We start from the raw sequence: 23469 nt of genomic DNA on the forward strand, positions 1-23469 counted from the left end.
CGCTACCCGCTACGACCAGACCGCCGAGAGCTTCCTCGGCTTCGCGACACTCGCCTCCATCCGACTGTGGATCAGGTTTGTCCACGCGGCCTAGGCCGGAAAGGTGCGCAGGCTCGCAAGCAGGCGAGTAGCTCTTCCGGCCGACTGTCCCGCTGGCCGTGCGGTCTCACACGAATAATCGGCACTTGATCGATATGTTCGTGCGGCGTTGGGCCTTTCTGTGGGGTGGGCGTAGTGTGGTCAAAGCTTATCCAGTCCGATTAGATATAGAGATCCAGGCGCTGCCCCTCCCACTCCGCCGGAAACGGCTCCATCAGCGCCGGCAGCGTCATCCCTTCGGGCTGCCGCCCATCCAGGATCGCCTCGACGATATCCGGCGCCAGCAGCGTCAGCCGCAGCACGCGCGACACGTAGGACGCGTTGATCTTCTCGGCGGCGGCCAGCTCGTTGATCGTGGCGAAGCGGCCGGACTCCAGCATCCGCCGCCACCGGAAGGCCCGTGCCACCGCCTTGATCAGCGCGATGTCCTGCCGGTGCTCCAGCGCCAGCACGCCGGGCGTGACCATCGCCTTCCGCCCGCCCCGCGGCTTCACCTGGAGCGGGATGACCACCGTGAGGGTCTGGGGCGCCTCACTCATGCTGCGGCCCTCCCGGCCTCGGACGGTTGGGCGGCGAGGTCGCGCATCAGGCTGCCGAGCCCGTCCAGCCGCAGCCGAACCGCGGCGCCCTCCGCCCGGACATCTACGCGGTCCACCAGCAGCCGCACGATGCGCGCCCGCTCGGCGGGGAAGAGCTCGTCCCAGAGGGGCTCGATCCGCTCCAGCGCCAGCAGCACCTCCTGCTCCGTCACGTCCGGCGCGGTCAGGCGCGCCGCCCGCCAAGTGCCGACCACCATCTCCGGCTGGCGCAGCAGCGCGCGGACCTACGCGACCACCGCCGCCTCGATCTCCCCGGCCGGCAGACGCGCGATGGCCGGCCGCTCCGTCGCGCCGCCCTTCAGCATAGCCTGGCTGACATAGTAGCGGTACATCTGCCCGCCCCTGCCGCGGCTGTGGCTTGGCGACATGGCGCGGCCGTCGCTGTCGAAGATCAGCCCACGCAGCAGTGGCGCTGTGGTGTTCCGGGTCCGGTTAACCCGCACCCGCGGGCTGACCTGAAGCACGGCGTGCACCGCGTCCCACTGCGCCCGGGTGACGATGGCATCGTGCTCGCCGGGATAGGCCGTGCCCTTGTGCACCGCCTCGCCGAGATACACGCGGTTGCTGAGGATCCGGTAGACATCGGTCTTCGTCAGCGGACGGCCCCGCTTCGTCGTGGTGCTCTCGGCACGCAGCACCTGCACCAGCTTGGTGCAGGACTCCATCTCGACGAAGCCCTGGAAGACTCGCCGCACCAGCGCCGCCTCGGAGTCGTTCACCACCAGCTTCCGCTCGCGCACGTCGTAGCCGAGTGGCACGAATCCGCCCATCCACATGCCGCGCTTGCGCGACGCCGCCACCTTGTCGCGGATGCGCTCGCCAATGACTTCTCTTTCGAACTGGGCAAAGCTGAGCAAAATGTTCAGCGTCAGCCGCCCCATGCTCGTCGTTGTATTGAACGACTGCGTGACCGAGACGAAGGTCACCTGGTTCGCGTCGAACACCTCGACGAGCTTGGTGAAATCGACCAGCGACCGGCTCAGGCGATCGATCTTGTAGACCACCACGACGTCGACCAGCCCTTCCTGGATGTCGGCGACCAGACGCTTCAGCGCGGGCCGTTCGAGCGTGCCGCCGGAGATGCCGCCATCGTCGTAGCGGTCGCGCACCAGCACCCAGCCCTCCGCGCGCTGGCTGGCGATGAAGGCCTCGCAGGCCTCGCGCTGGGCGTCGAGGGAGTTGAACTCCATGTCGAGCCCCTCCTCGCTCGACTTCCGGGTGTAGACCGCGCAGCGGAGCTTGCGCACGGTGGCCGCCATCACGCCGGCCGACTTTGCGTCGCGCGTCATGCGGCGCTCCGGCTCGGGCGCAGCCCGAAGAACACGCGCCCGTTCCAGCGGGTGCCGGTGATGGCGCGCGCGATGGCGGAGAGGGACTGGTAGGGCTGGCCTTGGTACTCGTAGCCGGCGCGCGTGACGGTCACCACGTGCTCGACGCCCTGGTACTCGCGGATCAGCTGCGTGCCGGCGATCGGCCTGTCGTCGCCACGCATGCGGCGGACGGCGATCTTCCCGCCGTCGAACTGCTCACCCAGAGCCTCGAGCCGAGCCAGCGTCTCCGACTTCAGACCGCGTACGCCAGTTCCTGGATGCGGTAGGCGAGCCGGCTCTCCAGGAAGCGCCGATTATAGGGCGGCGGCTCGGTGCCGAAGAGCGCGCGCCACTGCTGTTTCAGGGCGGGCGCGCTGGTAGTCTTGAGGGCCGCGAGGCGCCCCAGCACGTCGGCGGGCGGGATGGCGGGTGCGGTGAATGCCGGCGGGGTGGCGGGCTTGGGCTTCATGGTGCGCGTCATGCGTCTCTCCGGTTGGTCCGGTTCGCATGCAGGCGCTGGGCGGCCGGGAAGTGTAGCAACTGCTCTCCGCGGTCCGCGGCGTCACGCACGGCTTCCTCGGCAGCGCGGCTGCGCAGCCGCATTAGCCCGCGGGCAAGCAGGTCGCAGACCTCGAGAAGGTGGGGCGGGAGCGACGGTTTGAGTTGGACTCGCATAGCGACCGCGGCGTACCGCAACCGGCTTGACGATTGATAGCCAGATCAACGGCTTAGCGAACTACAGCGAAAACAAAAGCAGCGGGACGAAGCTGAGGTCGGCGTGGTGGCGCGAAGGGGGCTAGGCCGACGACGAGGGCCACTACTCGCCCTTTCGTTATTCTACTCTGGATTGCATTCTGACAAACAGTTCATGATCCTTCTGCAGCCGCATTGAGCTGCGATTCGCGGTCCACGGAGACGACCCCGGTGCGTCAGCAGGCACTTTCGCCCAGCGGAGCCCAATCGCCGGCGGACCGGTGCTGCACGACGTCCTGATCCATGGGTCATCAACGCCTCGGGAAGCTGCCCGCGCATCGGTTTCTTCCGGAGATCGTCAGGTATCTCCTCGATGGCGGAACGCCGACAGCCGACTTGGTCGACCAGGTTACGGAGGTCGGCCGAGACGCCCTGCAGCGCGCTGTGAAGGATCCTGTCTTCATCGCGGCTTTGTGGCTTCTCGTTCGGATGCCCCAGGCGGCCGCCTCCAATTCGGCGCCCGACGGATGGGCAGCGCTCGACCTCAAGGGCGGCCAGGCAGCATCACTCACGGATCTGCTGGTGGCGTTCGATACCGCCCTCGAACGCGTGCAGCGTCGATCGGCCGGCGGGGCGACGGACCTGGGGGAAATCGCTCGGCAGTCCGCGAAGAGCGCGCTCGCCGAAACGCTCCAGCCACGCCTTCCGGTGCTCTGGACGCCCACCGCCGAAGACGTGCGTCGCTCCTTGGCGTCGCTGCGGAGCCCAGAGGCGTTCGCAGACCTCGCGCAGCGGTTCCACTCCCGCTTCGTCGACCGTGTCATCCACTACTTCATCGATCGGAACCTCCACCGCATGATCGGACCAGAGCGGTTCACGAAGTCACTCAACGATGTCGAGTCATTCAATGGCGCGGTTCGCCGGCATTGTGATGAGGCATCGCTGATCATGCGCGCCTACGCACGCGACTGGCTCGGCAAGAACCAGTATCGCGATGGGAAGACTCTGACCCGCGAGGACATCCGCCGCTTCACCGGATACTCCGTGGAGAAGCTGCGTATCGAACTGGCCCAGCGAAAGGGGGCACCGTGAGGAAGTTCCGAATCGAATGCGGCGTCGCTACAGCCTCTGCCGCCGACACGATGACGATGGACGTCCATGGTAAGGGCAAGAACGTCAATCTTCGCATCGACTGCATCACGCGCAGCATGCTCGCAAATGTGCCGGATCTGCTGCTGGACCTCCTGGAGATCGCCACCTACGTCTATTGCGCGGACCAGAGGATGAGCAGGGGGACTGCGCAGCTCACGAACTTTGGTGAGAACTGGCGGCGCGACCTCCACTTCACGATACCGGTGCGCGACCCTGCGCTGTGGCAGCATAGCGAAGTGCAGCGCCTGCTCGAAGACACGCTCGGGTTTCTGTCCGACGACAGCTACACCTTCGAGTTCCACAAGGCCAAAAGCCCATTCCTCTCCCGTGACGTCTACTTTCAGGACCTCATCGACGCCTCGTCCGATTACGATGCTGTGGCGATGTTCTCCGGCGGCGTCGACTCATTCGCTGGTGCGGTGCAGGACGTCGTGCTCCGAGGGCGGTCCGTTTGCCTGGTCGGCCATTCGTCGGCGACGAAGGTGAAGAGCATCCAACAGCAGCTCGTCGACGGACTGAAGGCGAGAGGTTTTGAGCGTCGCGTCACCTACATACCGGTGTGGGTGACGAACGAGAACGTCAGGCCGAATGATCATACGCAGAGAACCCGATCCTTCCTCTTCGCCTGCTTGGGCATGGTGATCGCCCACATGTCTGGGAAGGACCGCTTCACCTTCTATGAGAACGGTGTCGTCAGCATCAATCCACCAGTGGCCGGAGATATTGTCGGAGGTCGAGCAACCCGAACCACGCATCCACGCGTCCTACGCGGCCTAGAAGAGCTGTTCTCAACGCTCCTCGAACGCCCCGTTCAGATCGAAAATCCGCTGCAATGGATGACGAAGCGCGAGGTCACGATGCTCGTACAGGAGGCGGGCATGGCGGACCTCCTCGCTACTACGAACAGCTGCACGAGACCTCGGACGTGGACGGCGGCGCACATGCATTGCGGCGCGTGCTCGCAGTGCATCGATCGCCGCTTCGGCATTCTTGCTGCCAGCCTTGGTGATCATGAACCAGCGACGAACTACAAGATTGATTTGCTGACCGCGGACCGAAGCACGAGCGACGATCTCCGCATGGCGGTGAGCTACGTCTCGTTCTTCAAGAAGGTCGCTGCCACGCCGAAGGAGCGCTTCGTCGTCGACTTCCCAGAAATCGTCTCGGCCATCAACTCGTTTCCCGACATCTCCGCGGGCGAAGCGGCGAACCGAATCTATGATCTCTTCCAACGGCAAGCCAAAGCGGTCGAGTCCGTCATCGCGGCAGGCGTGAAGGAGCATGCGGAGGCCCTGTTTCGGAACGAGCTGCCCGCTGGATCGCTTCTGTCCATCTGCTTCGCCCGCAACAGCGTCGAGATCCTGCCGTCCAGCGACTACGACTCGCAGGCGAAGGCATTGGTCGATCGGCTCTCGGCCCCTGTTTTCGAGTTCGCGATCGACGAGACGGGGCGGAAGGTCGTGTTCCGGAGCGCCGCCACTCTGACCGAAGCCAACTTTCGCATCGTCGAGCAGCTGTTGCCAGACTTCCGGAGCGCAAAGAAGGAAGGGCGCGAGGTACCGTTCACACCCCCTCGCACGCTCGCGAAGCGCCTCAGGATCTCCGAGCCATCCCTGCGCACGCAGATCCGGCGGCTTCGTGAGGCGCTTGAGCCGCTGGTCGTCGATCTCGGGCTTCCCCTCGATAATGACAGTTTCATCGAGAACCGACCGCACGCCGGCTATCGGCTGAACCCTGCCGTGCGAGAGCTTTCGCTTGCCGACATCCGCGCGTCGACAATTCCGGGAGCCCCCCCGGTCGCGCCCGATGTCACGACTGGATCGCCCTGACGTCACAACTCGCGGACGGCGGGCCAGCTTGTCCGCCAGTTTCCGGCGCCCGGATGTCACAGGAAAGATCGGCGCCGTCTATATCAAATGCGCCCTAAGCCGCTGAAATTCCTCGCAGATCAAGACCGCCGCGGCGTTGCCGTGTCGGCCTCTGCGAAGGATCACGGAGCGACTTATGGCGACCAGGCACCTGACGCAGTCCGAGGTTGCGCGGCGGTGGTGCCTTAGCCCCCGCACGCTGGAGCGCTGGCGGTGGCTGGGCCAGGGGCCTGTTTACCTGAAGCTGGGCGGCCGGGTCGCGTACCGCGTCGAGGACATCGAGGCCTACGAGACGGCCCAGGCCCGTGACGCCGGCGCCGCGCAGCGTCCCGACGTCACGCGGCAGGGTAAGGCGACCGCCTGATGGTCACGCTGGTCCGCTACGAACAGGCCCGTACGGCGCTGGCCGAATGCGCCCGCATCGATGAGGCCTCGCAGATCCGCGACAAGGCTGCGGCGCTCGCCGCCTATGCCCGCCAACGCGACGACCGCGAGCTCGAGGTGTGGGTGCGCGAGATCCACCTGCGCGCCTGCGTCCGCATCGGTGAACTGAGCCGCGACATCGAAGCCGCCGAGCGGCGCCGCGGCGAGCACGGCCGCCTGCTTCCCATCGCCGAGAACCAGGTGACGAAGGCCCAGGCGCTCGCCGAGGCCGGCCTCAGCACGGCGGCCGCCGCCCGGTACGAGGAACTGGCCGGCGTGTCCGCGACCGTGACGGCCATTGCCGGCGACCGCGCCGGCCAGGCGGAAGCGGCCGGGAAGGCCGCCATGGAGGCCTACTTCGCGCAGTCCCGCGCAGTAGGCGCGCCGCCAACCATGGCCGGGCTGCGCGGCGCCGTGCGTGGCGCGCTGGAGGCCACGCTCGGCCCGCTGCCGACCCGCACCAGGCGTCCTGCCCCGCCGGTGGACCAGCCGAAGGTCGCGCCGATCGGCGCCGACTGGGCCGATTTCACCGCCGCCGTCCTCACCGTGGCGACCCTGCCCGTCGACTTCGCTTCGCTCGCGGGCCGGGCCCCGCGTGCCCTGCTCGACGACCTGCGCGGCGAGGCACGCGAGGCGCTGCGGCGGCTGCCGCTCTGGATCAACGCATTGGAGAACGAACATGACGACGCCGCGTGACCGCATGCGGACCCTGATCCGCGAAGCTCGCCTCAGCGTCCGCCACCGCGGCAGCGTGCCGGCGATCGTCGGCGAGGTCGTCCGGAATGCCGCGGAGGAGATCCGCAAGGACGACCAGCTGTTCGGCGTGGTTCTGGCGACGGCGCTGAACAAGCTGATCCGTGACGAGCTCAAGCGCAGCGCCGAGAGCGCCGACCACGCCGAGGGCCTGCGGGCGGAGCAGATGGAGATGTTCCCGCCGGATGCCCGCGCGACGGTGGAGCAGATCGGGCGTGGCGAGGTGTTCGTGCCGAGCCGCAATGCCTTCGTCCCGCTGCTGCCGAGTCACCTGCAGCCGCAGGAGATCGACGAGGCTGGGAAGTACCTCATCGACCATGGCGGCGACTGCATTCGCCGCGGCGGCCTGCTGCGCCGGCTGAGCCGGATCATGCAGACCCACCGGAAGGCAGCGTGAGGTCGGCCATGGGCAAGTCCTCCCGCGACAAGGGCCTGCGCCGCGAGCGGGCCATCGTCGACATCCACATGAAGTGCGGACTCCGCGCCGAGCGCGTGCCGCTGTCCGGCGCCGTCCGGTACCGCGGCAACGGTGCCGACGTCGACCTCTACGTCCGCGGCGCCGAGCCGCTGAAGGTGGAGGTCAAGGCGCGCGGCGAGGGCGACGGCTTCAAGACGCTGGAGCGCTGGCTCGGCCGGAACGACGCGCTGTTCCTCTGGCGCGACCGCGCGACGCCGATGGTGGTGCTGCCGCTGCATGTCTGGATCGAGATCGCGCGGCGCAGCGCGCGCTGCGCAGAGCCCGACGCCGATCGCGAGCGCGCCCGCCGCGCGCGCCAGGCTGAGGAAGGCCCGCTCCCGCCGCCCGACGCTATCGCCGAGGTGACGCCGTGACCCCGCGCACCACCCAGAGGCTGCGCGAAATCGGCGAGGCGCTCCGCACTCTGGCCGGCGGCCTGCTGCTGGCCGGCGGGTTCATCGCGCTCTGCTGGGTCGCCGAGCTGGTGACCTTCCGATGAGCGTCTCTCCCATGCCGATGCCCGCGCCTGCCCGGCCGCCGGCGTCGCTCACCCAGCCGGGCGCCATCACCACCGACAGGACCAGCATGACCAACCGAACCACTCTGGCGCAGCTGCGCGAGATGGACGCCGCGCAGGCCGCCCGCCTGCCCGTCGATCATCTGGCGCTGCTGCTGGACGAGGTCGGGGCGCTGAAGGCCGACGCCAAGCACCTCGCCGACCTGCTGCACGACGCCCTGCACGCCCGCTACGGCGAAGCGGCCGCCGCGGCCCGCCGCGCCGACGGCAAGGACACCGGCCGCGTCCGCCTGGAGCAGGACGGCTTCGAGATCGTCGCGGACCTCGCGAAGCGCGTGGAGTGGAACCAGCCAAAGCTGGCGGAGGCGGTCGCTACCATCCGCGGCTGGGGCGAGGACCCCGCCGACTACGTCACCGTCGAGATCCGCGTGCCGGAGAGCCGCTTCACGCCGTGGCCGCCGCGCATCCGCGCGGTGTTCGAGCCAGCGCGCACCGTCGCCACCGGCCGTCCCTCCTACACCCTCGAACCGAAGGACGTCGCCTGATGGCGCATGAACTCCGCATCCAGGTCGCGATCCCCCTCGAAGGCGACGCGATCTCCCGCGCGAAGGACGTGGCCGCCTTCGAGCCGACCCTCGACGCCTTTGCCGAGGCGGTGGCGCGCGCCGGCGGCGACATCAAGGTCGACGTCATCAAGGCGAAGCCGCGCACGCCGAAGGAGTCGCACTGATGGCGATCTCCCTTGCATCGCTCCGGCGGGGCGGCGAGACGCGCCCGCCGCGGATCCTCGTCTACGGCGTGGCCGGCGTCGGCAAGACCCAGCTCGCCGCCGATGCGCCGAACCCGGTGTTCCTGCAGACCGAGGACGGGCTCGGCCGCATCGACGCCGCGACCTTCGGGCTGCTGCGCAGCTTCGACGCGGTGATGGAGGCGCTCGGCAGCCTCTACACCGAGGAGCACGACCACCAGACCGTGGTCCTCGACAGCCTTGACTGGCTGGAGCCCCTCGTCTGGCAGCACACGGCGCAGGCGCACAACCAGCCGGACATCGAGTCCTTCGGCTACGGCAAGGGCTACCTCGCTGCGCTGGATACCTGGCGCAGCTTCCTCGACGGCGTGAACGCGCTGCGCGACGAGCGCGGCATGGGCGTGATCCTGATCGCGCATGCCGAAATCCGGCGCTTCGACAGCCCCGAGACCGAGCCCTACGACCGCTACCAGCCGAAGCTGCACCGCGGCGCCTCCGCGCTGGTGCAGGAGCATGTCGATGCCGTGCTCTTCGCGAACTATCGCGTCAGCACGCTGAAGTCGGACGTCGGCTTCAACAAGAAGGTGGTCCGCGGCGTGAGCGGCGGCGACCGCCTGCTGCACACCGCCGAGCGCCCGGCCTTCCTCGCGAAGAACCGCTTCGGGTTGGCCGAGACGCTGCCGCTGTCCTGGCCTGACCTCGCCGCCGGCATCCCCTTCTACGCGGCGCCACCCAGCACCGCCCCCGCCTCCACCACCGAAGCCCGGAGCTGACCCATGGCATCCCTCAATGGAACCTTTGACGCGACCGAGGTCGCCCCCGCCGTCCCGCTCGAGGTGCTGCCGCCCGGCAAATACCTCGCGCATCTGATCGAGAGCGAGATGCTGCCGACCAAGGCCGGCGACGGGCAGTACCTGAAGCTGGTGTTCGAGGTGCTGGAGGGCCCTGCCGCCCGCCGGAAGATCTTCGACCAGCTGAACCTGGTGAACCGCAACGAGCAGACGGTCGAGATCGCGCAGCGCACGCTCTCCGCCATCTGCCACGCGGTGGGCCAGGTCCACGTCAGCGACAGCGAGCAGCTGCACTTCAAGCCGCTGATCGTGACCCTGAAGGTCAAGCCGGCCGGCAACGACAAGTCCGGCATCTACCGCGAGGCGCGGAACGAGGTGGCCGGTTACTCCGCGGCGTCGGCGGGCGCCTCCAGCGGGGTCGCGCCACGCCCGGCCGCTGCGGTGCCCCGCGCGACCCCGGCGGCGCCCCCGGCGGGCACCCGCCCCGGTGCCGCCGCCACGCCACCCTGGCGCCGCAACGGCTGACGACACCGCCGGCGGACACATCCGCCGGCCCCTCCTTCCTCCCTGCGGGACCAGCCATGGCCGTCCTTCCACCGCCGTCGAGCCCCACCGTCACCGCCATATACGCCGCCTACGAGGCGGCCGCGGATGCCGGCTACCGCGCGCATCTCGGCGCCTCGCTGATCGGCGCCGAGTGCGAGCGCGCGATCTGGTACACCTTCCGCTGGGCCACGCGCGCCCGGCACACCGGCCGGCTCCTCCGGCTTTTCGAGACGGGCCACCTGGCCGAGGCCCGCTTCGTCGCCGACCTGCGCCGCATCGGCGTCACCGTGCTGGACGTGGATCCGGCGACCGGCCGGCAGTGGAACCTCCGCGACGCCGGCGGCCACTTCGGCGGCAGCATGGACGCCGTCGCCAAGGGCTTCCCCGAGGCGCCGGCGACCTGGCACGTCTGCGAGTTCAAGACCCACAGCGCCAAGTCCTTCGCCAAGCTGAAGGCCGAGGGCGTCGCCGCCTCCAAGCCGCTGCATTGGTCGCAGATGCAGGCCTATATGCAGCTCGCCGGCCTCGATCGCGCCTTCTACCTGGCGGTCTGCAAGGACACGGACGAGCTCTACCAGGAGCGCATCCGGCACGACGCAGAGGCCGGGCTGCGCATCCTGGCGAGGGCAGCGCGCATCATCGGCGCGGCCCGGCCGCCGGCCCGCATCAGCCAGGATCCGACCTGGTGGCAGTGCCGCTTCTGCGATCACCATGCCGTTTGTCATGACGGCGCCGCGCCGGAGCGGCACTGCCGCTCCTGCCTGCATGCCTCGCCGGTCCCGGGCGGTGATTGGCATTGCGCCCGGCACAACGCCCCACTCGACCGGCGCAATCAGGAGGCGGGCTGCGCTGCGCACCTCTACATTCCGGACCTCATCGACGGCGAGCAGCTGGACGCCGGCGAGGATTGGGTCAGCTACCGGCTGCCCGACAACAGCGTCTGGCGCGACGGGGTGGCGGCATGACCCTGTCGCTCCGCCCCTATCAGCGCGCCGCTATCGAGGCGCTCTACGACTACTTCGCCGCCAGCGTGGGCAACCCGCTGATCGTGATGCCGACCGGCACAGGGAAGTCCGTGGTCATCGCCGGCTTCACGCGCGAGGCCATCGCCGCCTACGGCGACACCCGCGTGCTGATCCTCACCCACGTGAAGGAGCTCATCCAGCAGAACTTCATGGCGCTGCTCCGCGCCTGGCCCGAGGCGCCGGCCGGCATCTACTCGGCCGGCCTGTCCCGTCGCGACATTCACGCGCAGATCCTCTTCGCCGGCATCCAGTCGATCCACCGCCACGCGCGGCAGGTGCAGCGCTGCGACCTCGTGCTGATCGACGAGGCGCACCTGCTCGGACGCGGCGACAGCGGCATGTACCGCTCCTTCCTGGCGCAGCTGAACGAGATCAACGCGGGCCTGCTGAAGGTCGTGGGCTTCACGGCGACGCCGTATCGCCTGGACAGCGGCATGCTGCACGAGGGGAAGGATCGTCTCTTCACCGACATCGCCTTCCAAGTGCCGGTGCTGGACATGATCCAGCAGGGCTATCTCTGCCCGGTCGTTCCCAAGCAGACCGCGACCCAGCTCGACGTCGGCGGCGTCGGCACCCGCGGCGGCGAATTCATCGCCAAGGACCTCGAGGCAGCAGTCGACCGGGATGACGTCACGCGCGCCGCGGTGGTCGAGATCGTCCAGCACGGCGAAGGCCGCGGCTCCTGGCTGATCTTCTGCTCCGGCGTCGCCCACGCGCGCCATGTCCGCGACGCTATCCGCGAGCATGGCGTCAGCTGCGAGACCGTCACCGGCGACACGCCCGGTCCGGAGCGCGATGCCATCCTGGCGGCCTTCAAGGCGGGGCGGCTGCGCTGCGTCACCAACGCGAACGTGCTCACCACCGGCTTCGACGCCCCGGGGGTGGACCTGATCGCGCTGCTGCGCCCGACGAAGAGCGTCGGCCTCTACGTCCAGATGGTGGGTCGCGGCACGCGCCTCGCCGAGGGCAAGGACGACTGCCTGGTGCTCGACTTCGCCGGCAACACGGCGCGCCACGGCCCGATCGACACGGTCGACGGCCGGAAGAAGGAGAAGCCGGACGAGCCGGGCGAGGCGCCGATCAAGATCTGCCCGGAATGCCAGACTATCAACCACGCCAGCGTGCGGCGCTGCATCGAGTGCGATCATGAGTTCCCGCCACCGGTGGTGAAGGTCGCGCCGCAGGCAGCGTCGAACGCGCTGCTCTCGACCCAGGTCCAGGCGACTTGGTCCGACGTCACCGGGATCAGCTACGCGCGCCACGAGAAGCCCGGCAAGCCGGCGTCGCTGCGCGTCACCTATGAGTGCGGCCTCGTGCGGCACAGCGAATGGGTCTGCTTCGAGCACACCGGCTTTCCGCGCGACAAGGCGGTGGGCTGGTGGCGCCGCCGCGCCGGCAATCTGCCGCCGCCGGCGACGGTGGATGAGGCCCTGCAGCAGGTGGACCAGCTCCGCCGTCCGATCGCGATCCAGGTCCGGCCCGCGGGCCAATACACCGAGATCGCCGCCGCGAGGTTCGTGTGAGATGTGCCGCCTGTCGCCTTCGCACCGCCCGCGGCTTCGGTTGGTTCGATCCGCGCATTCGGACCTCCGAGCCGCTCCCGGCCTGTTCCATGCGCTGCATGAGCGCGCTCTGCCGGAGGTGGGGCGTGGTTGATCCTGACGAGCACGAGATCGCCGCCATCGCGGCTGCCAGCCCCATGGCCGGGGAGTACCTGGACAGCATCGGGAAGAGCGACCTCGCAGTGCTGACCGAAGCCGAGTGGCTGACGCTGCTCGAGGTAATCATCACGGCCTACCAGGACGAGCTCGCTCGGCGGCTGGATCAGGGGCGACATCCTGCGCCGCCGCTCGTGGTGGGAGGGCGGGCGTGACCCAGACCTCCTTCATGGCCGACTATGGCGAGCGGCTGGTCGACAACGGCTACTCCGTCATCCCGATCATGCCGGGCACCAAGGTGCCGGGGCAGTTCCGCGGGGGCGAGTGGTCGCTCTATCCCGACTGGACCCGGCATTGCGACAGGCCGACGAAGTCCTTCGAGGTGGACATCTGGCGGCGCTGGCCCGGCTGCGGCGTCGGGATCGCCACCGGCGCCGTGGTGGGCATCGACATCGATATCCTGGACGGCGCGCTCGCCATCCAGCTCGCCGACCTCGCGGCCTCCATGCTGGGCGACACGCCCTGCCTGCGCATCGGCCGCGCCCCGAAGCGGCTGCTGGTCTATCGCGCGGCCACGCCCTTCGCCGGCCGCAAGCGCCATCCCCTCGAGCTGCTGGCGCGCGGCCAGCAATTCGTCGCCTATGCGGTGCACCCCGACACCGGCCGTCCCTATGAGTGGCCGGAGGACAGCCTGGTGGAGCTGCCGCTCTCGCGCCTCCCTGTGGTGGACGAAGCGGGATGCGCCGCCTTCCTCGACGCTGCCTGGCGGCTCGTGCCCGACGAGGTCCGGGTCAACTCGATTCTGGCGGACGCACCGACCAGCGCCTGGCGCGGCCCGAGTGACCCGAAGGGCACGCGGGACGCCATGGCGGCGGCGCTGGCCTGGCTGCCGAATGACGACCTGCCCGGCAATGAGTGGATCACCGTCGGCGCGGCGATCAAAGCGGCCCTTGGCGAGGAGGGGCGCGACCTCTGGCTCGATTGGTCACGCCAGTCCCGGAAGTCTGGCCAGTCCGGGCGCTCTGGCACGCCCGAGCGGCGTTGGGCCTCGCTGCGGCCGCACAGCGTCGGCGCCGGGACGATCTACTGGCTGGCCGAGCAGCGCGGCTGGGTGCCGGATCCTGCCCTGACCCTGAACGGCACGGCGGCGGAGCAGGCGGCACAGCCCCACCCGGCCGCGGCCCTGCTTGCGAAGGTCGCCGCTGTGCCACTCCCCGCCACGCCGCCGCCGAAGCCCTATCGCGTCCCGCCCGAACTGCTGGAGGTGGAGGGCGCTGAAGCTGTTCCTGGACTACGCCACCGCCAGCGCCGTCAGCCCGCAGCCCTTCCTCTCGCTCGGTGCCGCCATCTGCCTGGTCGGGGCGATTGCTGGCCGCCGGTATCGCACGCCGACCGACCTGCGCAGCAACGTCTACGCCATCGGCATCGCCGACAGCGGCGGCGGGAAGGACCATGCCCGCCGCTGCGTGAAGCGCGCGATCTATGCGGCCGGCCTCGACCGCTATCTCGGTGGCGAAGATCTGGCGTCGTCGGCCGGCCTGCTGACCTCCCTGCAGCGCCATCCTGCGCGCCTGTTCCAGGTCGACGAGTTCGGCCAGTTCCTGAAGCTGGTGCTGAGCCAGCGCGCCCCCGCCCACAAGGCGGCCATCTGGTCCGAGCTGACCAAGCTCTACACCTCGGCGGCCGAGCCCTACATCGGCGCCGAATACGCCGACCAGAAGGCGCGGCCGCGCGTCACCATCGAGCAGCCCTGCGCCTGCATCTGGGGCGTCACGGTGCCGGGGCCGCTCTGGTCGGCGCTGGAGGGCGGCGCACTGGCGGACGGCTCCATCGCGCGCTTCCTGGTCTTCCTGACAGACGACGACTACCCCGAGCGCAACGAGGCCCCGGCGCCGATGGACCCACCGCCGGCGCTGGTGTCGGCGCTGCAGGCGATCGCACGCGGCGTGCCGGGTCACAGCCATGGCGGGAACATCGCCGACGCCATGGAGTCTTCGGCGCCGATCCACGCCTACACGGTGCCGCTCAGCCCTGGCGCCGCGGCCGCGATGGCGCGCGTGCGTCGCGAGGCCACCGACCTGCTGCGCTCGCACCGCGGGACCTACGCCACCGCCCTGTTCGGCCGCTACGCAGAGAACACCGCGAAGCTGGCGATGATCGCCGCGGTCAGCCGTGACCCGGCCAGGCCCGTCACAGAGGCGGAGGACATCACCTGGGCGGCGGCCCTGGTCGAGCACTGCATCGGCACGTTGCTGCGCGAGGCCGACCGCCGCGTCGCGGACAACGACACCGAGGCGAAGCACAAGCGCGTCCTGGAGATCATCCGCAGCGCCGGCGAGATCAGCCGGAACGCGCTGGTCCGGAAGACGCAGTTCCTGTCGAAGCGCGAGCGCGAGGAGATCTTCGACGCGCTGGTCGAGGGCGAGCTGGTCACACGCAGCATGAAGCCGACCGGGACGAAGCCGACGATGCTGTTCATCGCGCGCGGCGCGCCCGAGGCGACTGCTGGCAAGGAGGCCGCTCCTTGACGCATTCGATCCATCAAGCTCGGCGACCGCCGCGAAACCCAGGCGGGAGGCCGGTTCCACGCGCATACGTCAATACGTCAATCCGTCACGCGGGCGCACACGGATACTCGTGGGTCGCGCGCGGGCGGAGAGAGAGACCCTTTGACGAATTGATATATTGATGCATCTCACAATAGACCCCCCTTCGCACGTGCGCGCGCGCGCGAAGCACGACCTCCCGTCCTCGCAGGGCCCGCAGCGGCTGCCGGGCGGTCCGCTGCCGCCGAGGTCCAGCCTCGATCGCGGCACGCGCAGCGCGACCACCACGCCCGAGATGGAAGCGCTGCGCCGCCGTGTCTGGCAGCAGCAGGGCGTCGTCTCGCTGCGCCTTGAGGACATCACCGACCCCTGGCTGCGCCAGGCGATCCAGAACGAAGCCGTGCGGCGCTGGGGCCCGCGGCAGCAGGAGACCACCAATGGCCGGTAAGCGGAAGGCGAAGACCCCGAAGCGGGACGAGGCGCTCGGCCCGTCGAAGTGGCGGCTGCAGCACGGCGGCTTCTCGGAGCCGATCCGCGAGGCAGATCCCGAGACAGGCAGCCCGGTGCAGCATCGGCGTGCGGTGGACACGCTCGGGATGATGCTGGCCAACGGCACCATCACGCAGGAGATGCACGACGCTGGTGGCTACTTCCGCGCGCTGTTCCGTCGTGCCGCGCTGGACGGCATGGCGCGCTCGCCGCTGGTCCGGCTGCCTGGGAAGACGGCCGACGCGCTGTCGGAGCGGAACATCGACGCGCGCCGCAAGATCGCCGACGCGCTCGATGCACTTGGTGGACACGACAGCGCAGCGGGCTCCTGCGCCTGGTACGTAGTTGGCCTCGAGATGTCCGTGCGCGAGTGGGCGATGCGGCAGGGATGGGGAGGGCGTCCCGTCGCACCTCCGCAGGCGCAGGGGATGCTGGTTGCGACGCTCAGCGTTCTGGCTGGGCACTTCGGCCTCGTGCCACGGACGAGGGCGGCGTGATGGCGTGCGAACGCACGAAGAAAAATCGCGCGAGCGAAGACAAGCGTAGCGCAGCGAAAGACTGTCGCGTTGCGCACCGAAATCCACACGGCGTATCATCAGGACACCTCGAAAAGGCGCGACCGCGCCGCGGCTCGCCAGCCACAGCGTCGCTCGATCGAGACAGTGGCTCGCGAGCCGATGGGTCCTTCCTGGGCCCGTTGTATGCGGGGGGCGGAAGCGCGCAAGGTTCCTAGCGCCAGGCCATTTTTCCAGGTTGCCAGCGCCGAGCAGTTGCCAGCCGCGCCGGCCACCATTCCACGATCACGCAGGTGCAGATGCCCCAGGCCCCATGGTCTGCAAGCGCCGTCAAGGCGCGCGAGGTCGCCGCGCTGCTGCCCTATGCCGGCAACGCGCGCACGCATTCCGCCGAGCAGGTGGCGCAGATCGCGGCCAGCATCCTCGAGTTCGGCTTCGTCGCGCCGGTGCTGGTGGACGAGCGCGGCGAGCTCATCGCCGGTCACGGCCGGCTGCTGGCCGCGAAGTCCCTCGGCCTCGACACTGTGCCGACCATCGTCCGCGCTGGCCTGACCGAGGCGCAGAAGGCAGCGTATCGCCTCGCCGATAATCGCATCGCGCTGAATGCCGGCTGGGACGAAGCGCTGCTCGCGACCGAGGTCGCGAAGCTGCAGGAGATGGGCGGCGTCGACCTGGCGCTGACCGGCTTCGACGGCGCCGAGATCGAGCGGCTGCTGGCCGGGCTGGAAACCGATGCCGGCAACCTGCCGGCGCCGGTGGTTGCCAGCGGTGCCGAGCCGGCCCCTGGCAACCAGCCGGACGCGGATAGCGCCGAGCCAGCCGACGACCCCGCGGATGCCACGCCGGAGCCGCCACGCCAGGCCGTCGCGCGGGTCGGCGACATCTGGCTGCTCGGCGAGCACCGCCTCGCCTGCGGCGACAGTACGAACCGCAGCACCGTCGCGCGCGTGATGGCCACCGATCGCGCGTCGTTGCTCTTTACCAGCCCGCCCTACGGCAACCAGCGGGACTACACCACCGGCGGCGTCTCGGACTGGGATGCGCTGATGCAGGGCGTGTTCCAGCATCTCGACGGCGCGCTGCGCCGCGACGCGCAGGTGCTGGTGAATCTTGGGCTGATCCATCGCGAGGGTGAATGGCAGCCGTATTGGCAGGGCTGGCTGGACTGGATGCGTGGCCAGGGCTGGCGGCGCTTCGGGCTCTACGCCTGGGACCAGGGGCCCGGCCTGCCGGGCGACTGGAACGGCCGCCTCGCACCGGCCTTCGAGTTGGTGTTCCACTTCAATCGCGAGGCGCGGCCGCCCAACAAGATCGTGCCCTGCAAATGGGCCGGCACGCCGAATAAGGGCAGCGGACTGCGCGCCGCCGACGGCGAGGTGAAGGCGTACACCCACATCGGCCTGCCGGTGCAGGAGATGCGTATCCCCGACAGCGTGCTGCGCATCACCCGCCACAAGGGTCGTGGCATCGAGACCGAGCACCCGGCGGTGTTCCCCGTCGCGCTGCCCGAGTTCCTGATGCGTGCCTACACGGACGAGGGCGACGTCGTATTCGAGCCGTTCGGCGGCTCCGGCACGACCATCCTCGCCGGCCAGCGCACGGGGCGACGCGTCCGCGCCATCGAGCTCGCGCCAGCGTATGTTGACCTGGCGATCGCGCGCTGGCGGATGCTGCATCCAGACCTTCCGGTGACGCTGGCCGAGGACGGCCGGGACTACGATTCCGTCGCCGCGGCCCGCGCTGAGGTGACGGCCGATGCTGCCTGATCTCCGCGTCGAGATGATGCCTGTGGCGGCGCTAGCACCCTACGCCGCGAACGCCCGGCTGCACCCGACCGAGCAGGTGGCGCAGCTCGCTGCCTCGATCGGGGAGTTCGGCTTCAACGTGCCGGTGCTGGTGGATGACGCCGGCGTGCTGATCGCCGGTCACGGGCGCGTCCTCGCCGCGAAGGCCCTCGGCCTAGAGGAGGTGCCCGCCATCCGGCTCGGACACCTGACGGGTGCCCAGGCACGTGCCTTCCGGCTGGCGGACAACCAGCTGGCGCTGAACTCCACCTGGGACGAGGAACTGCTGGCCGCCGAACTGCGCGCGCTGCGCACCGACGAGTTCGACATCAGGCTGATCGGCTTCGACGGCGCGACGCTCGACCGGCTGCTGGGCGAGGCGGCACAGTACGCGCCGGCGCATACCGGGGATCCCGACGCCCCGGCACCGGAGCCGCCGGAGGCACCCGTCACGCGGCCCGGTGATCTGTGGCTACTCGGGCCGCATCGCCTGCTGTGCGGCGACGCGACCAGCGCCGCGGACGTCGCCCGGCTGCTCGACGGCGCGCGGCCGCACCTAATGATCACGGACCCGCCCTACGGCGTGAACTACGATCCCGAATGGCGGAACGAGGCGGGCGTGTCGGCGACGATGCGCACCGGCAAGGTGGCGAACGACGATCGCGCCGACTGGCGCGAGGCCTGGGGGCTGTTCCCTGGCGATGTCGCCTATGTCTGGCACGCCGGCGTGCACGCGCGGACCGTGATCGAGAGCCTGGAGGCAGCCGGCTTCGCGGTGCGGAGCCAGATCGTCTGGGCGAAGTCGCGCTTTGTGCTCGGGCGAGGCGACTACCACTGGCAGCACGAGCCCTGCCTCTACGCGGTGCGCACGGGCGCCACCGGTCACTGGCAGGGTGCGCGAGACCAGGCGACGCTCTGGCCGATCAGCACCGGTGGCGACGAGGACTCGGCGACGGTGCACGGCACGCAGAAGCCGGTCGAGTGCATGCGCCGGCCGATGGTGAACAATTCCGCGCTGGGTGATGCGGTCTACGAGCCGTTCTCCGGCAGCGGCAGTACGATCATCGCAGCGGAGACCACCGCGCGCATCTGCTACGCGATGGATGTCGACGCCCGGTACATCGACGTAGCGGTGCGGCGCTGGCAGACCTTCACGGGGCGCGCCGCCGTGCTAGCCGGGGAGGATCGAGTCTTCGACGACATCGCCGCCGCCCGCGGCACGCAGGCGGCGGCGTGATTCCTTCGGCGCGATCAGGCCGGCAGGTGGTAGATGGTGAAGGAGCCCTTCGCGCCCTCCTTGTTCGGGCCGACCTGGCGGACCCGCTCCAGCACCTGCACCTCAATCCCCTGGCGCTTCTTCAGGCCCGCGAAGAAGCCGCGGACCGTGTGCTGCTGCCAGCCGGTCGCCTCGCAGATCTGCGCGATGGTCGCGCCCTCCTCGCGGCGGAGCAGGGCGAGAACCGCCTCCTGCTTCGTCCCCTCGCGCGGCTTCCGCGGCGCGCCGGGCGCGCGCGCCTGGCGGGGCGGCTTGCCCGCCAGGGCGGCGCGCAGGGCCTGCATCGGGCCGTCGAGGGCGGTGATGATGTCCGTCTCACGGTTCGCCTCGTCGTCCCAGGCGGCCAACACCGCCGCGGCGGCGTCGCGCAGGCTGGCGCGCGGGGCGGGCGTGGGCGCGCCCTGGGCGGGTTCGGCGTCCTCCGCGGGGGCATCCCCCTCAGCGGCGTCCTCCCCGCCCGTGGGCGTCGTGTCGGCCACCGGCGCGGCAGCCTCCGCGGCAGCGCGGCGCTCGGCGTTGCGGCGGGCGATGGCCTCGGGGCTCTGCTCGTCCTCCTCGCGCGCGTCGCCCGCGTTCGGGTCGATGCCGATGGCGCGCAGCCCCTCGTCCGTGATGCGCGCCACGATCCAGGTCCCGTCCTCATCCTGTCGCCAGCCGAGCCCGACATGCTCCCGCGGGGCGTTAATCTCGGTGAGCAGGTTGTTCTTGATCAGGCTGCGGAACACCGCGTTGCGGGCGGCGGCCGGCAGGGTCTTCGGCGCGCGGGCGAGGCCCATCTCGTGCTGCGCCGCGGCGCTCAGGATCACGCGCTGGGTATCGGAAAGCGTCATCGTCGTGGTCTCCGGTTCCGGGAGCCGACCCTCGGCCCCCTACTGCCGGGAGCCCCGCCGGGCGGAACCCGGTCGGGGCGGTGCGGGAGCGCGGCGCGTCAGGCGCGGTATTCGCCGCGCCGGAAATGTTCGTCGGCGACCTCCTTCAGCTTCGCGGTGGCGTCGGTGAGCCAGGCGGTCTCGCACCAGAGCACCGCCTCGGGATCCGCGCCGAAGTGGTCATCGCTGGCCTGCTGCAACTCCGCGAGCAGAGCGTCGAACTCTGCCTTCTTCGCGAGGAAGGCCTCGAGGCTCCGCTGCTGGTTGGCTTCGCGCTTGGTCATGGTCGGCTCCGTCATCTGCATCGCGTGACGGACCATTCGCGCTGTGCCGCACGCGAGCCAAGCGCCGTCGCCGCGATGGCGATTGCTATCTTCGAGGGATCTCGATCACATCATGATCGCCGCTGCGCAGCCGGGCCGCGTGGCCTCGCAGCGCGAGGTGGCGCGCCGCCTCGGCATTTCCCACACGGCGCTGCAGAAGGCGCAGCGCGCCGGCCGCATCGCGCCCGAGGCCGATGGCGCTTGGGATGTCGAGAAGGTTCGGGCACGGCTCGCTGACAGCAGCGACCCCGTCCGCAAGACGGCGACGCTGGCGCCAACCGCACCGGCAGCATCGCGGCTAGCGACGCCACCGCCTGTCGCCGCGATGGCGCCGGCGGCCGATCCGCTGCCGCGCGCCGCCCAGAATACCTTCCACGATGCGCGCACGGCGAACGAGGTGCTCAAGGCGCAGGAGCGCCGGCTGCGGCTCGACGAGCGCAAGGGCAAGCTGGTCGACAAGGCCCGCGCGCTCCTGCTGGTGCACCGCCTCGCCAAGGAGGAGCGGGACGCCATCCTCGCCTGGCCCGCCCGCGTCGCCGCAGAGATGGCAGCCGAGCTCAGGGTCGATGCGCACCGGCTGCAGACGATGATGGACGCGCGGCTGCGCCAGCACCTCGCTGAGCGGCACGACGTCCGCGTGAGCGTCGGCTGATGGTCGGGGAGCATCTGCTGGACGAACTTGGCCGCTTCGAGGGCGACGCCGAAATACTGCAGGCCTGGCGCGACGGCATGGCGCCGGAGCCGGCGCTGCTCGTGTCGGAATGGGCCGACCGGCATCGCCTGCTCGGCAGCCGCGGCTCTGCCGAACCGGGGCCGTGGCGCACCGCGCGCACGCCCTACCTGCGCGAGATCATGGACGCGCTGTCGCCGGCGCATCCCGCTCGGCGTGTCGTGTTCATGAAGGGCGCGCAGGTCGGCGGCACCGAGTGCGGCAACAACTGGACCGGCTACGTGATCCACCACGCACCGGGGCCGATGCTCGCGGTGCAGCCGACCACCGAACTGGCCAAGCGCTTCTCCGACCAGCGCATCGACCCGCTGGTGGAGGAAACGCCGGCGATCCGGGAACGGGTCGCGCCGGCCCGCTCCCGCGACAGCGGCAATCGCCAGCTCAGCAAGGAGTTCCCGGGCGGCCAGCTGGTGATGACCGGCGCGAACAGTGCCGTGGGCCTGCGCTCGATGTCGGCGCGGTTCCTGTTCCTCGACGAGATTGACGCCTACCCCGGCGACGTCGAGGGCGAGGGCGACCCGATCGCGCTGGCCGAGGCGCGGGCGCGGACCTTCGGCTGGCGGCGCAAGATGCTGCTGGTCTCGACGCCCACCATCGCCGGCTTGTCGCGGATCGAGCGCGAATACCTGGCGACCGACCAGCGGCGCTACTTCGTGCCATGTCCGCATTGCGGCCACCGCCAGCACCTGCGCTTCGAGCGGCTGGTCTGGGACGAGGGCGCGCCGGAGACGGCACGCTACCTCTGCGAGGACTGCGACGGGGCGATCGGGGAGCAGCACAAGGCGGCGATGCTGGCCGCAGGCGAGTGGCGGGCCACGGCTACACCGACGGACCCGCACGCGGTCGGCTTCCACATCTCGGCTCTCTACTCGCCGCCGGGCTGGATGCCCTGGTCGGAAATCGCCCGTCTCTGGCTCGCTGCCCAGGGCGACGACCGCGCGATCAAGACATTCCGGAACACCGTCCTCGGAGAGACCTGGCAGGAGGCGGGCGAGGCACCGGACTGGCAGCGGCTCTATGACCGTCGCGAGCACTGGCCCGCGGGCACGGTGCCGATGAGCGGGCTGCTGCTGACGGCCGGCGTAGACGTGCAGCGCGACCGCCTCGAGGCGAGCCTCTGGGCCTGGGGCCAGGATCGGCAGTCCTGGCTGGTCGAGCACCGCGTGCTGGCGGGGAACCCGTTCGAGGCGGCGGTGTGGGAGGAGCTGCGGCTGCTGCTGGGCGAGACCTGGCGGCACGCCAGCGGGCATCGCCTGCCGGTCGCCATGGCAGCGATCGACAGCGGCGACGGCATGACCACCGCGGAGGTCTATGCCTTCGCCCGCCGGGCCGGTGCCGGCCGTGCCATCGCCGTGAAGGGCCAAGACGGGCTGCGCGCCGCGATCGGCCAGCCGGCCGCAACGGAGGTGCGGCGGAACGGCCGGAAGCTCGGCGGGCTGAAGGTCTGGCCGGTTGGCTCCTCCTTCCTGAAGGCCGAAACCTATGGCTGGCTGAAGCTCGACCGGCCCACGGAGGAAAGCGGTGATCCCGTCCCGCCGGGGTTCGTGCACCTGCCGGTGCATGCGGCCGGCGAGGAATTCTGCCGCCAGCTCACCGCCGAGCAACTGGTCGTCCGCGCCGGCCGGAACGGCTTCCGCCGGCTCGAATGGGTGAAGACCAGGGAGCGCAACGAGGCGCTCGACTGCCGGGTCTACGCCCGAGCGGCCGCGGCGGCGCTCGGCATGGATGGCTGGGGCGACGGACGCTGGGCGCGGATGGCGGATGCGCTGTCGCTGCCGGCCGCCGAATTTCCCACCGGCGGGAATGTCGCTCCGGCGTCGCCGTCGGCCGCGCCCGACACCCATCGCCCGCGCGGATGGCTTGCGCCGCGCAGCGGCTGGCTACGCTGAACAGGGAGGACGCGCATGGATCCGACCGTCCTCGCCTGGGCGCTGGCGCAGCCCGCCGGCAGCCGCGCCGCTGCCCTGGCCGCCGCCTACACGGGCGGCACGACCCGCGTGACCTTCGACGGACGGACCGTGGAGTACCGCAGCCTCGATGAGCTCGGCCGGGCGCTCGCGGTGCTGCGCGGGGCGGAGATGACGGCGGCTCGCCGCCCATCCATGACGCTGGCCAGCTTCTCTCGCGGGGGAAGCACGTGATGGGCCGGCTACGCGATGCCTGGAACGCGCTGCGCGGCTACGCCGCGGCGCAGGACAGCCGCGCCTCAGCCTGGGCGCCGTCCGGCGGCAGCGCCACGGCCGAGGTCGGTATGGCGGTCGCGACGGTCGCGCGCCGCGCCCGCGACGCCGTACGCAA

27 protein-coding genes and 2 pseudogenes are annotated in these 23469 nt (G+C 70.1%); 23 read left to right on the top strand and 6 right to left on the bottom strand.

All coding sequences use genetic code 11. From position 1 onward, the window contains the following. Positions 1-260: 260 nt before the first annotated feature. From FHS88_RS19535 to FHS88_RS19545, 4 genes and pseudogenes are all read right to left on the bottom strand, one after another. Complete coding sequence (locus tag FHS88_RS19535) at positions 261-638, bottom strand: hypothetical protein (RefSeq protein ID WP_184487181.1); 378 nt, start codon at positions 636-638, stop codon at positions 261-263. Continuing rightward, positions 635-895 (bottom strand): hypothetical protein, encoded by a 261-nt coding sequence (locus FHS88_RS21310; protein WP_338146680.1) that lies wholly within the window; start codon positions 893-895, stop codon positions 635-637. Before FHS88_RS21310 ends, FHS88_RS19535 begins: the two co-directional genes overlap by 4 nt. A gap of 27 nt (positions 896-922) precedes the next feature. Next, positions 923-1987: a recombinase family protein gene (locus FHS88_RS19540; protein ID WP_338146681.1), complete on the bottom strand. Its 1065-nt coding sequence runs from the start codon at positions 1985-1987 to the stop codon at positions 923-925. After that, positions 1984-2489: pseudogene (locus FHS88_RS19545) on the bottom strand (DUF2924 domain-containing protein). Before FHS88_RS19545 ends, FHS88_RS19540 begins: the two are co-directional and overlap by 4 nt. Before the next feature lie 515 nt (positions 2490-3004). Here FHS88_RS19545 and FHS88_RS19550 point away from each other — a divergent pair. The 20 genes and pseudogenes from FHS88_RS19550 to FHS88_RS19645 all read left to right on the top strand — a co-directional run bounded on the left by FHS88_RS19550 (position 3005) and on the right by FHS88_RS19645 (position 19210). After that, complete coding sequence (locus FHS88_RS19550) at positions 3005-3793, top strand: hypothetical protein (protein WP_184487182.1); 789 nt, start codon at positions 3005-3007, stop codon at positions 3791-3793. Positions 3794-3843: 50 nt separating this feature from the next. After that, positions 3844-5682, top strand: coding sequence for a 7-cyano-7-deazaguanine synthase (locus FHS88_RS19555; RefSeq protein ID WP_184487183.1), 1839 nt, complete (start codon positions 3844-3846; stop codon positions 5680-5682). 175 nt (positions 5683-5857) lie between these two features. Then, positions 5858-6085, top strand: coding sequence for a helix-turn-helix transcriptional regulator (locus tag FHS88_RS19560; RefSeq protein WP_184487184.1), 228 nt, complete (start codon positions 5858-5860; stop codon positions 6083-6085). Further along, positions 6085-6840, top strand: a complete 756-nt coding sequence (locus tag FHS88_RS19565; protein ID WP_184487185.1) for a hypothetical protein — start codon at positions 6085-6087, stop codon at positions 6838-6840. The genes FHS88_RS19560 and FHS88_RS19565 overlap by 1 nt, the downstream gene beginning before the upstream one ends. Continuing rightward, complete coding sequence (locus tag FHS88_RS19570) at positions 6824-7294, top strand: hypothetical protein (protein ID WP_184487186.1); 471 nt, start codon at positions 6824-6826, stop codon at positions 7292-7294. Before FHS88_RS19565 ends, FHS88_RS19570 begins: the two co-directional genes overlap by 17 nt. Further along, positions 7291-7728, top strand: coding sequence for a hypothetical protein (locus FHS88_RS19575; protein WP_184487187.1), 438 nt, complete (start codon positions 7291-7293; stop codon positions 7726-7728). Before FHS88_RS19570 ends, FHS88_RS19575 begins: the two co-directional genes overlap by 4 nt. Continuing rightward, complete coding sequence (locus FHS88_RS21165; RefSeq protein ID WP_272872855.1) at positions 7725-7853, top strand: hypothetical protein; 129 nt, start codon at positions 7725-7727, stop codon at positions 7851-7853. The genes FHS88_RS19575 and FHS88_RS21165 overlap by 4 nt, the downstream gene beginning before the upstream one ends. A gap of 11 nt (positions 7854-7864) precedes the next feature. Continuing rightward, the gene (locus FHS88_RS19580) at positions 7865-8416 is read left to right on the top strand and encodes a hypothetical protein (protein WP_184487188.1); all 552 of its coding nucleotides are present in this window, start codon (positions 7865-7867) and stop codon (positions 8414-8416) included. Further along, complete coding sequence (locus tag FHS88_RS19585; RefSeq protein ID WP_184487189.1) at positions 8416-8601, top strand: hypothetical protein; 186 nt, start codon at positions 8416-8418, stop codon at positions 8599-8601. Before FHS88_RS19580 ends, FHS88_RS19585 begins: the two co-directional genes overlap by 1 nt. Further along, the gene (locus tag FHS88_RS19590; protein WP_135468390.1) at positions 8601-9392 is read left to right on the top strand and encodes an ATP-binding protein; all 792 of its coding nucleotides are present in this window, start codon (positions 8601-8603) and stop codon (positions 9390-9392) included. The genes FHS88_RS19585 and FHS88_RS19590 overlap by 1 nt, the downstream gene beginning before the upstream one ends. Before the next feature lie 3 nt (positions 9393-9395). Continuing rightward, positions 9396-9935, top strand: coding sequence for a DUF669 domain-containing protein (locus FHS88_RS19595; RefSeq protein WP_184487190.1), 540 nt, complete (start codon positions 9396-9398; stop codon positions 9933-9935). Positions 9936-9991: 56 nt separating this feature from the next. Further along, the gene (locus FHS88_RS19600; RefSeq protein WP_184487191.1) at positions 9992-10921 is read left to right on the top strand and encodes a PD-(D/E)XK nuclease family protein; all 930 of its coding nucleotides are present in this window, start codon (positions 9992-9994) and stop codon (positions 10919-10921) included. After that, a complete protein-coding gene (locus FHS88_RS19605) occupies positions 10918-12504 on the top strand; it encodes a DEAD/DEAH box helicase (protein ID WP_184487192.1) in 1587 nt (528 codons plus the stop codon). Before FHS88_RS19600 ends, FHS88_RS19605 begins: the two co-directional genes overlap by 4 nt. Positions 12505-12629: 125 nt before the next feature. Beyond that, positions 12630-12854 carry a DUF6511 domain-containing protein gene (locus FHS88_RS19610; RefSeq protein ID WP_184487193.1) on the top strand — a complete coding sequence of 75 codons (225 nt, stop codon included), beginning with the start codon at positions 12630-12632 and terminating at the stop codon, positions 12852-12854. A 68-nt stretch (positions 12855-12922) separates the two neighbouring features. Further along, positions 12923-13723: pseudogene (locus FHS88_RS21280) on the top strand (bifunctional DNA primase/polymerase); the annotation flags it as partial. Positions 13724-13826: 103 nt separating this feature from the next. Beyond that, complete coding sequence (locus FHS88_RS20970; RefSeq protein ID WP_184487194.1) at positions 13827-15167, top strand: DUF3987 domain-containing protein; 1341 nt, start codon at positions 13827-13829, stop codon at positions 15165-15167. Between the two features lie 190 nt (positions 15168-15357). Beyond that, on the top strand, positions 15358-15633 hold the full coding sequence (locus tag FHS88_RS19630; RefSeq protein WP_338146683.1) for a hypothetical protein: 276 nt from the start codon (positions 15358-15360) through the stop codon (positions 15631-15633). After that, positions 15623-16171, top strand: a complete 549-nt coding sequence (locus FHS88_RS19635; protein WP_184487195.1) for a hypothetical protein — start codon at positions 15623-15625, stop codon at positions 16169-16171. Before FHS88_RS19630 ends, FHS88_RS19635 begins: the two co-directional genes overlap by 11 nt. A gap of 317 nt (positions 16172-16488) precedes the next feature. Then, positions 16489-17955 carry a site-specific DNA-methyltransferase gene (locus FHS88_RS19640; RefSeq protein WP_184487196.1) on the top strand — a complete coding sequence of 489 codons (1467 nt, stop codon included), beginning with the start codon at positions 16489-16491 and terminating at the stop codon, positions 17953-17955. Then, positions 17945-19210, top strand: coding sequence for a site-specific DNA-methyltransferase (locus tag FHS88_RS19645; RefSeq protein WP_184487197.1), 1266 nt, complete (start codon positions 17945-17947; stop codon positions 19208-19210). Before FHS88_RS19640 ends, FHS88_RS19645 begins: the two co-directional genes overlap by 11 nt. 14 nt (positions 19211-19224) lie before the next feature. Here the strand turns inward: FHS88_RS19645 and FHS88_RS20975 are convergent, their stop codons facing one another. Beyond that, positions 19225-20079 (bottom strand): DUF3489 domain-containing protein, encoded by an 855-nt coding sequence (locus tag FHS88_RS20975; RefSeq protein WP_246420398.1) that lies wholly within the window; start codon positions 20077-20079, stop codon positions 19225-19227. A gap of 98 nt (positions 20080-20177) precedes the next feature. Beyond that, a complete protein-coding gene (locus FHS88_RS19655; RefSeq protein ID WP_246420401.1) occupies positions 20178-20402 on the bottom strand; it encodes a hypothetical protein in 225 nt (74 codons plus the stop codon). A gap of 112 nt (positions 20403-20514) precedes the next feature. Between FHS88_RS19655 and FHS88_RS20980 the strand changes: the two genes are divergently transcribed. From FHS88_RS20980 to FHS88_RS19670, 3 genes are read left to right on the top strand one after another with little or no spacing between them, the layout of a single operon-like run. Continuing rightward, a complete protein-coding gene (locus FHS88_RS20980; RefSeq protein WP_184487199.1) occupies positions 20515-21093 on the top strand; it encodes an elements of external origin in 579 nt (192 codons plus the stop codon). Then, the gene (locus FHS88_RS19665) at positions 21093-23060 is read left to right on the top strand and encodes a phage terminase large subunit family protein (protein WP_184487200.1); all 1968 of its coding nucleotides are present in this window, start codon (positions 21093-21095) and stop codon (positions 23058-23060) included. Before FHS88_RS20980 ends, FHS88_RS19665 begins: the two co-directional genes overlap by 1 nt. A gap of 15 nt (positions 23061-23075) precedes the next feature. Beyond that, positions 23076-23312, top strand: coding sequence for a phage head-tail joining protein (locus FHS88_RS19670; RefSeq protein ID WP_184487201.1), 237 nt, complete (start codon positions 23076-23078; stop codon positions 23310-23312). Positions 23313-23469: the final 157 nt, after the last annotated feature.

This window comes from Neoroseomonas alkaliterrae (genome assembly GCF_014199195.1).
Classification (GTDB): Bacteria; Pseudomonadota; Alphaproteobacteria; order Acetobacterales; family Acetobacteraceae; genus Neoroseomonas; species Neoroseomonas alkaliterrae.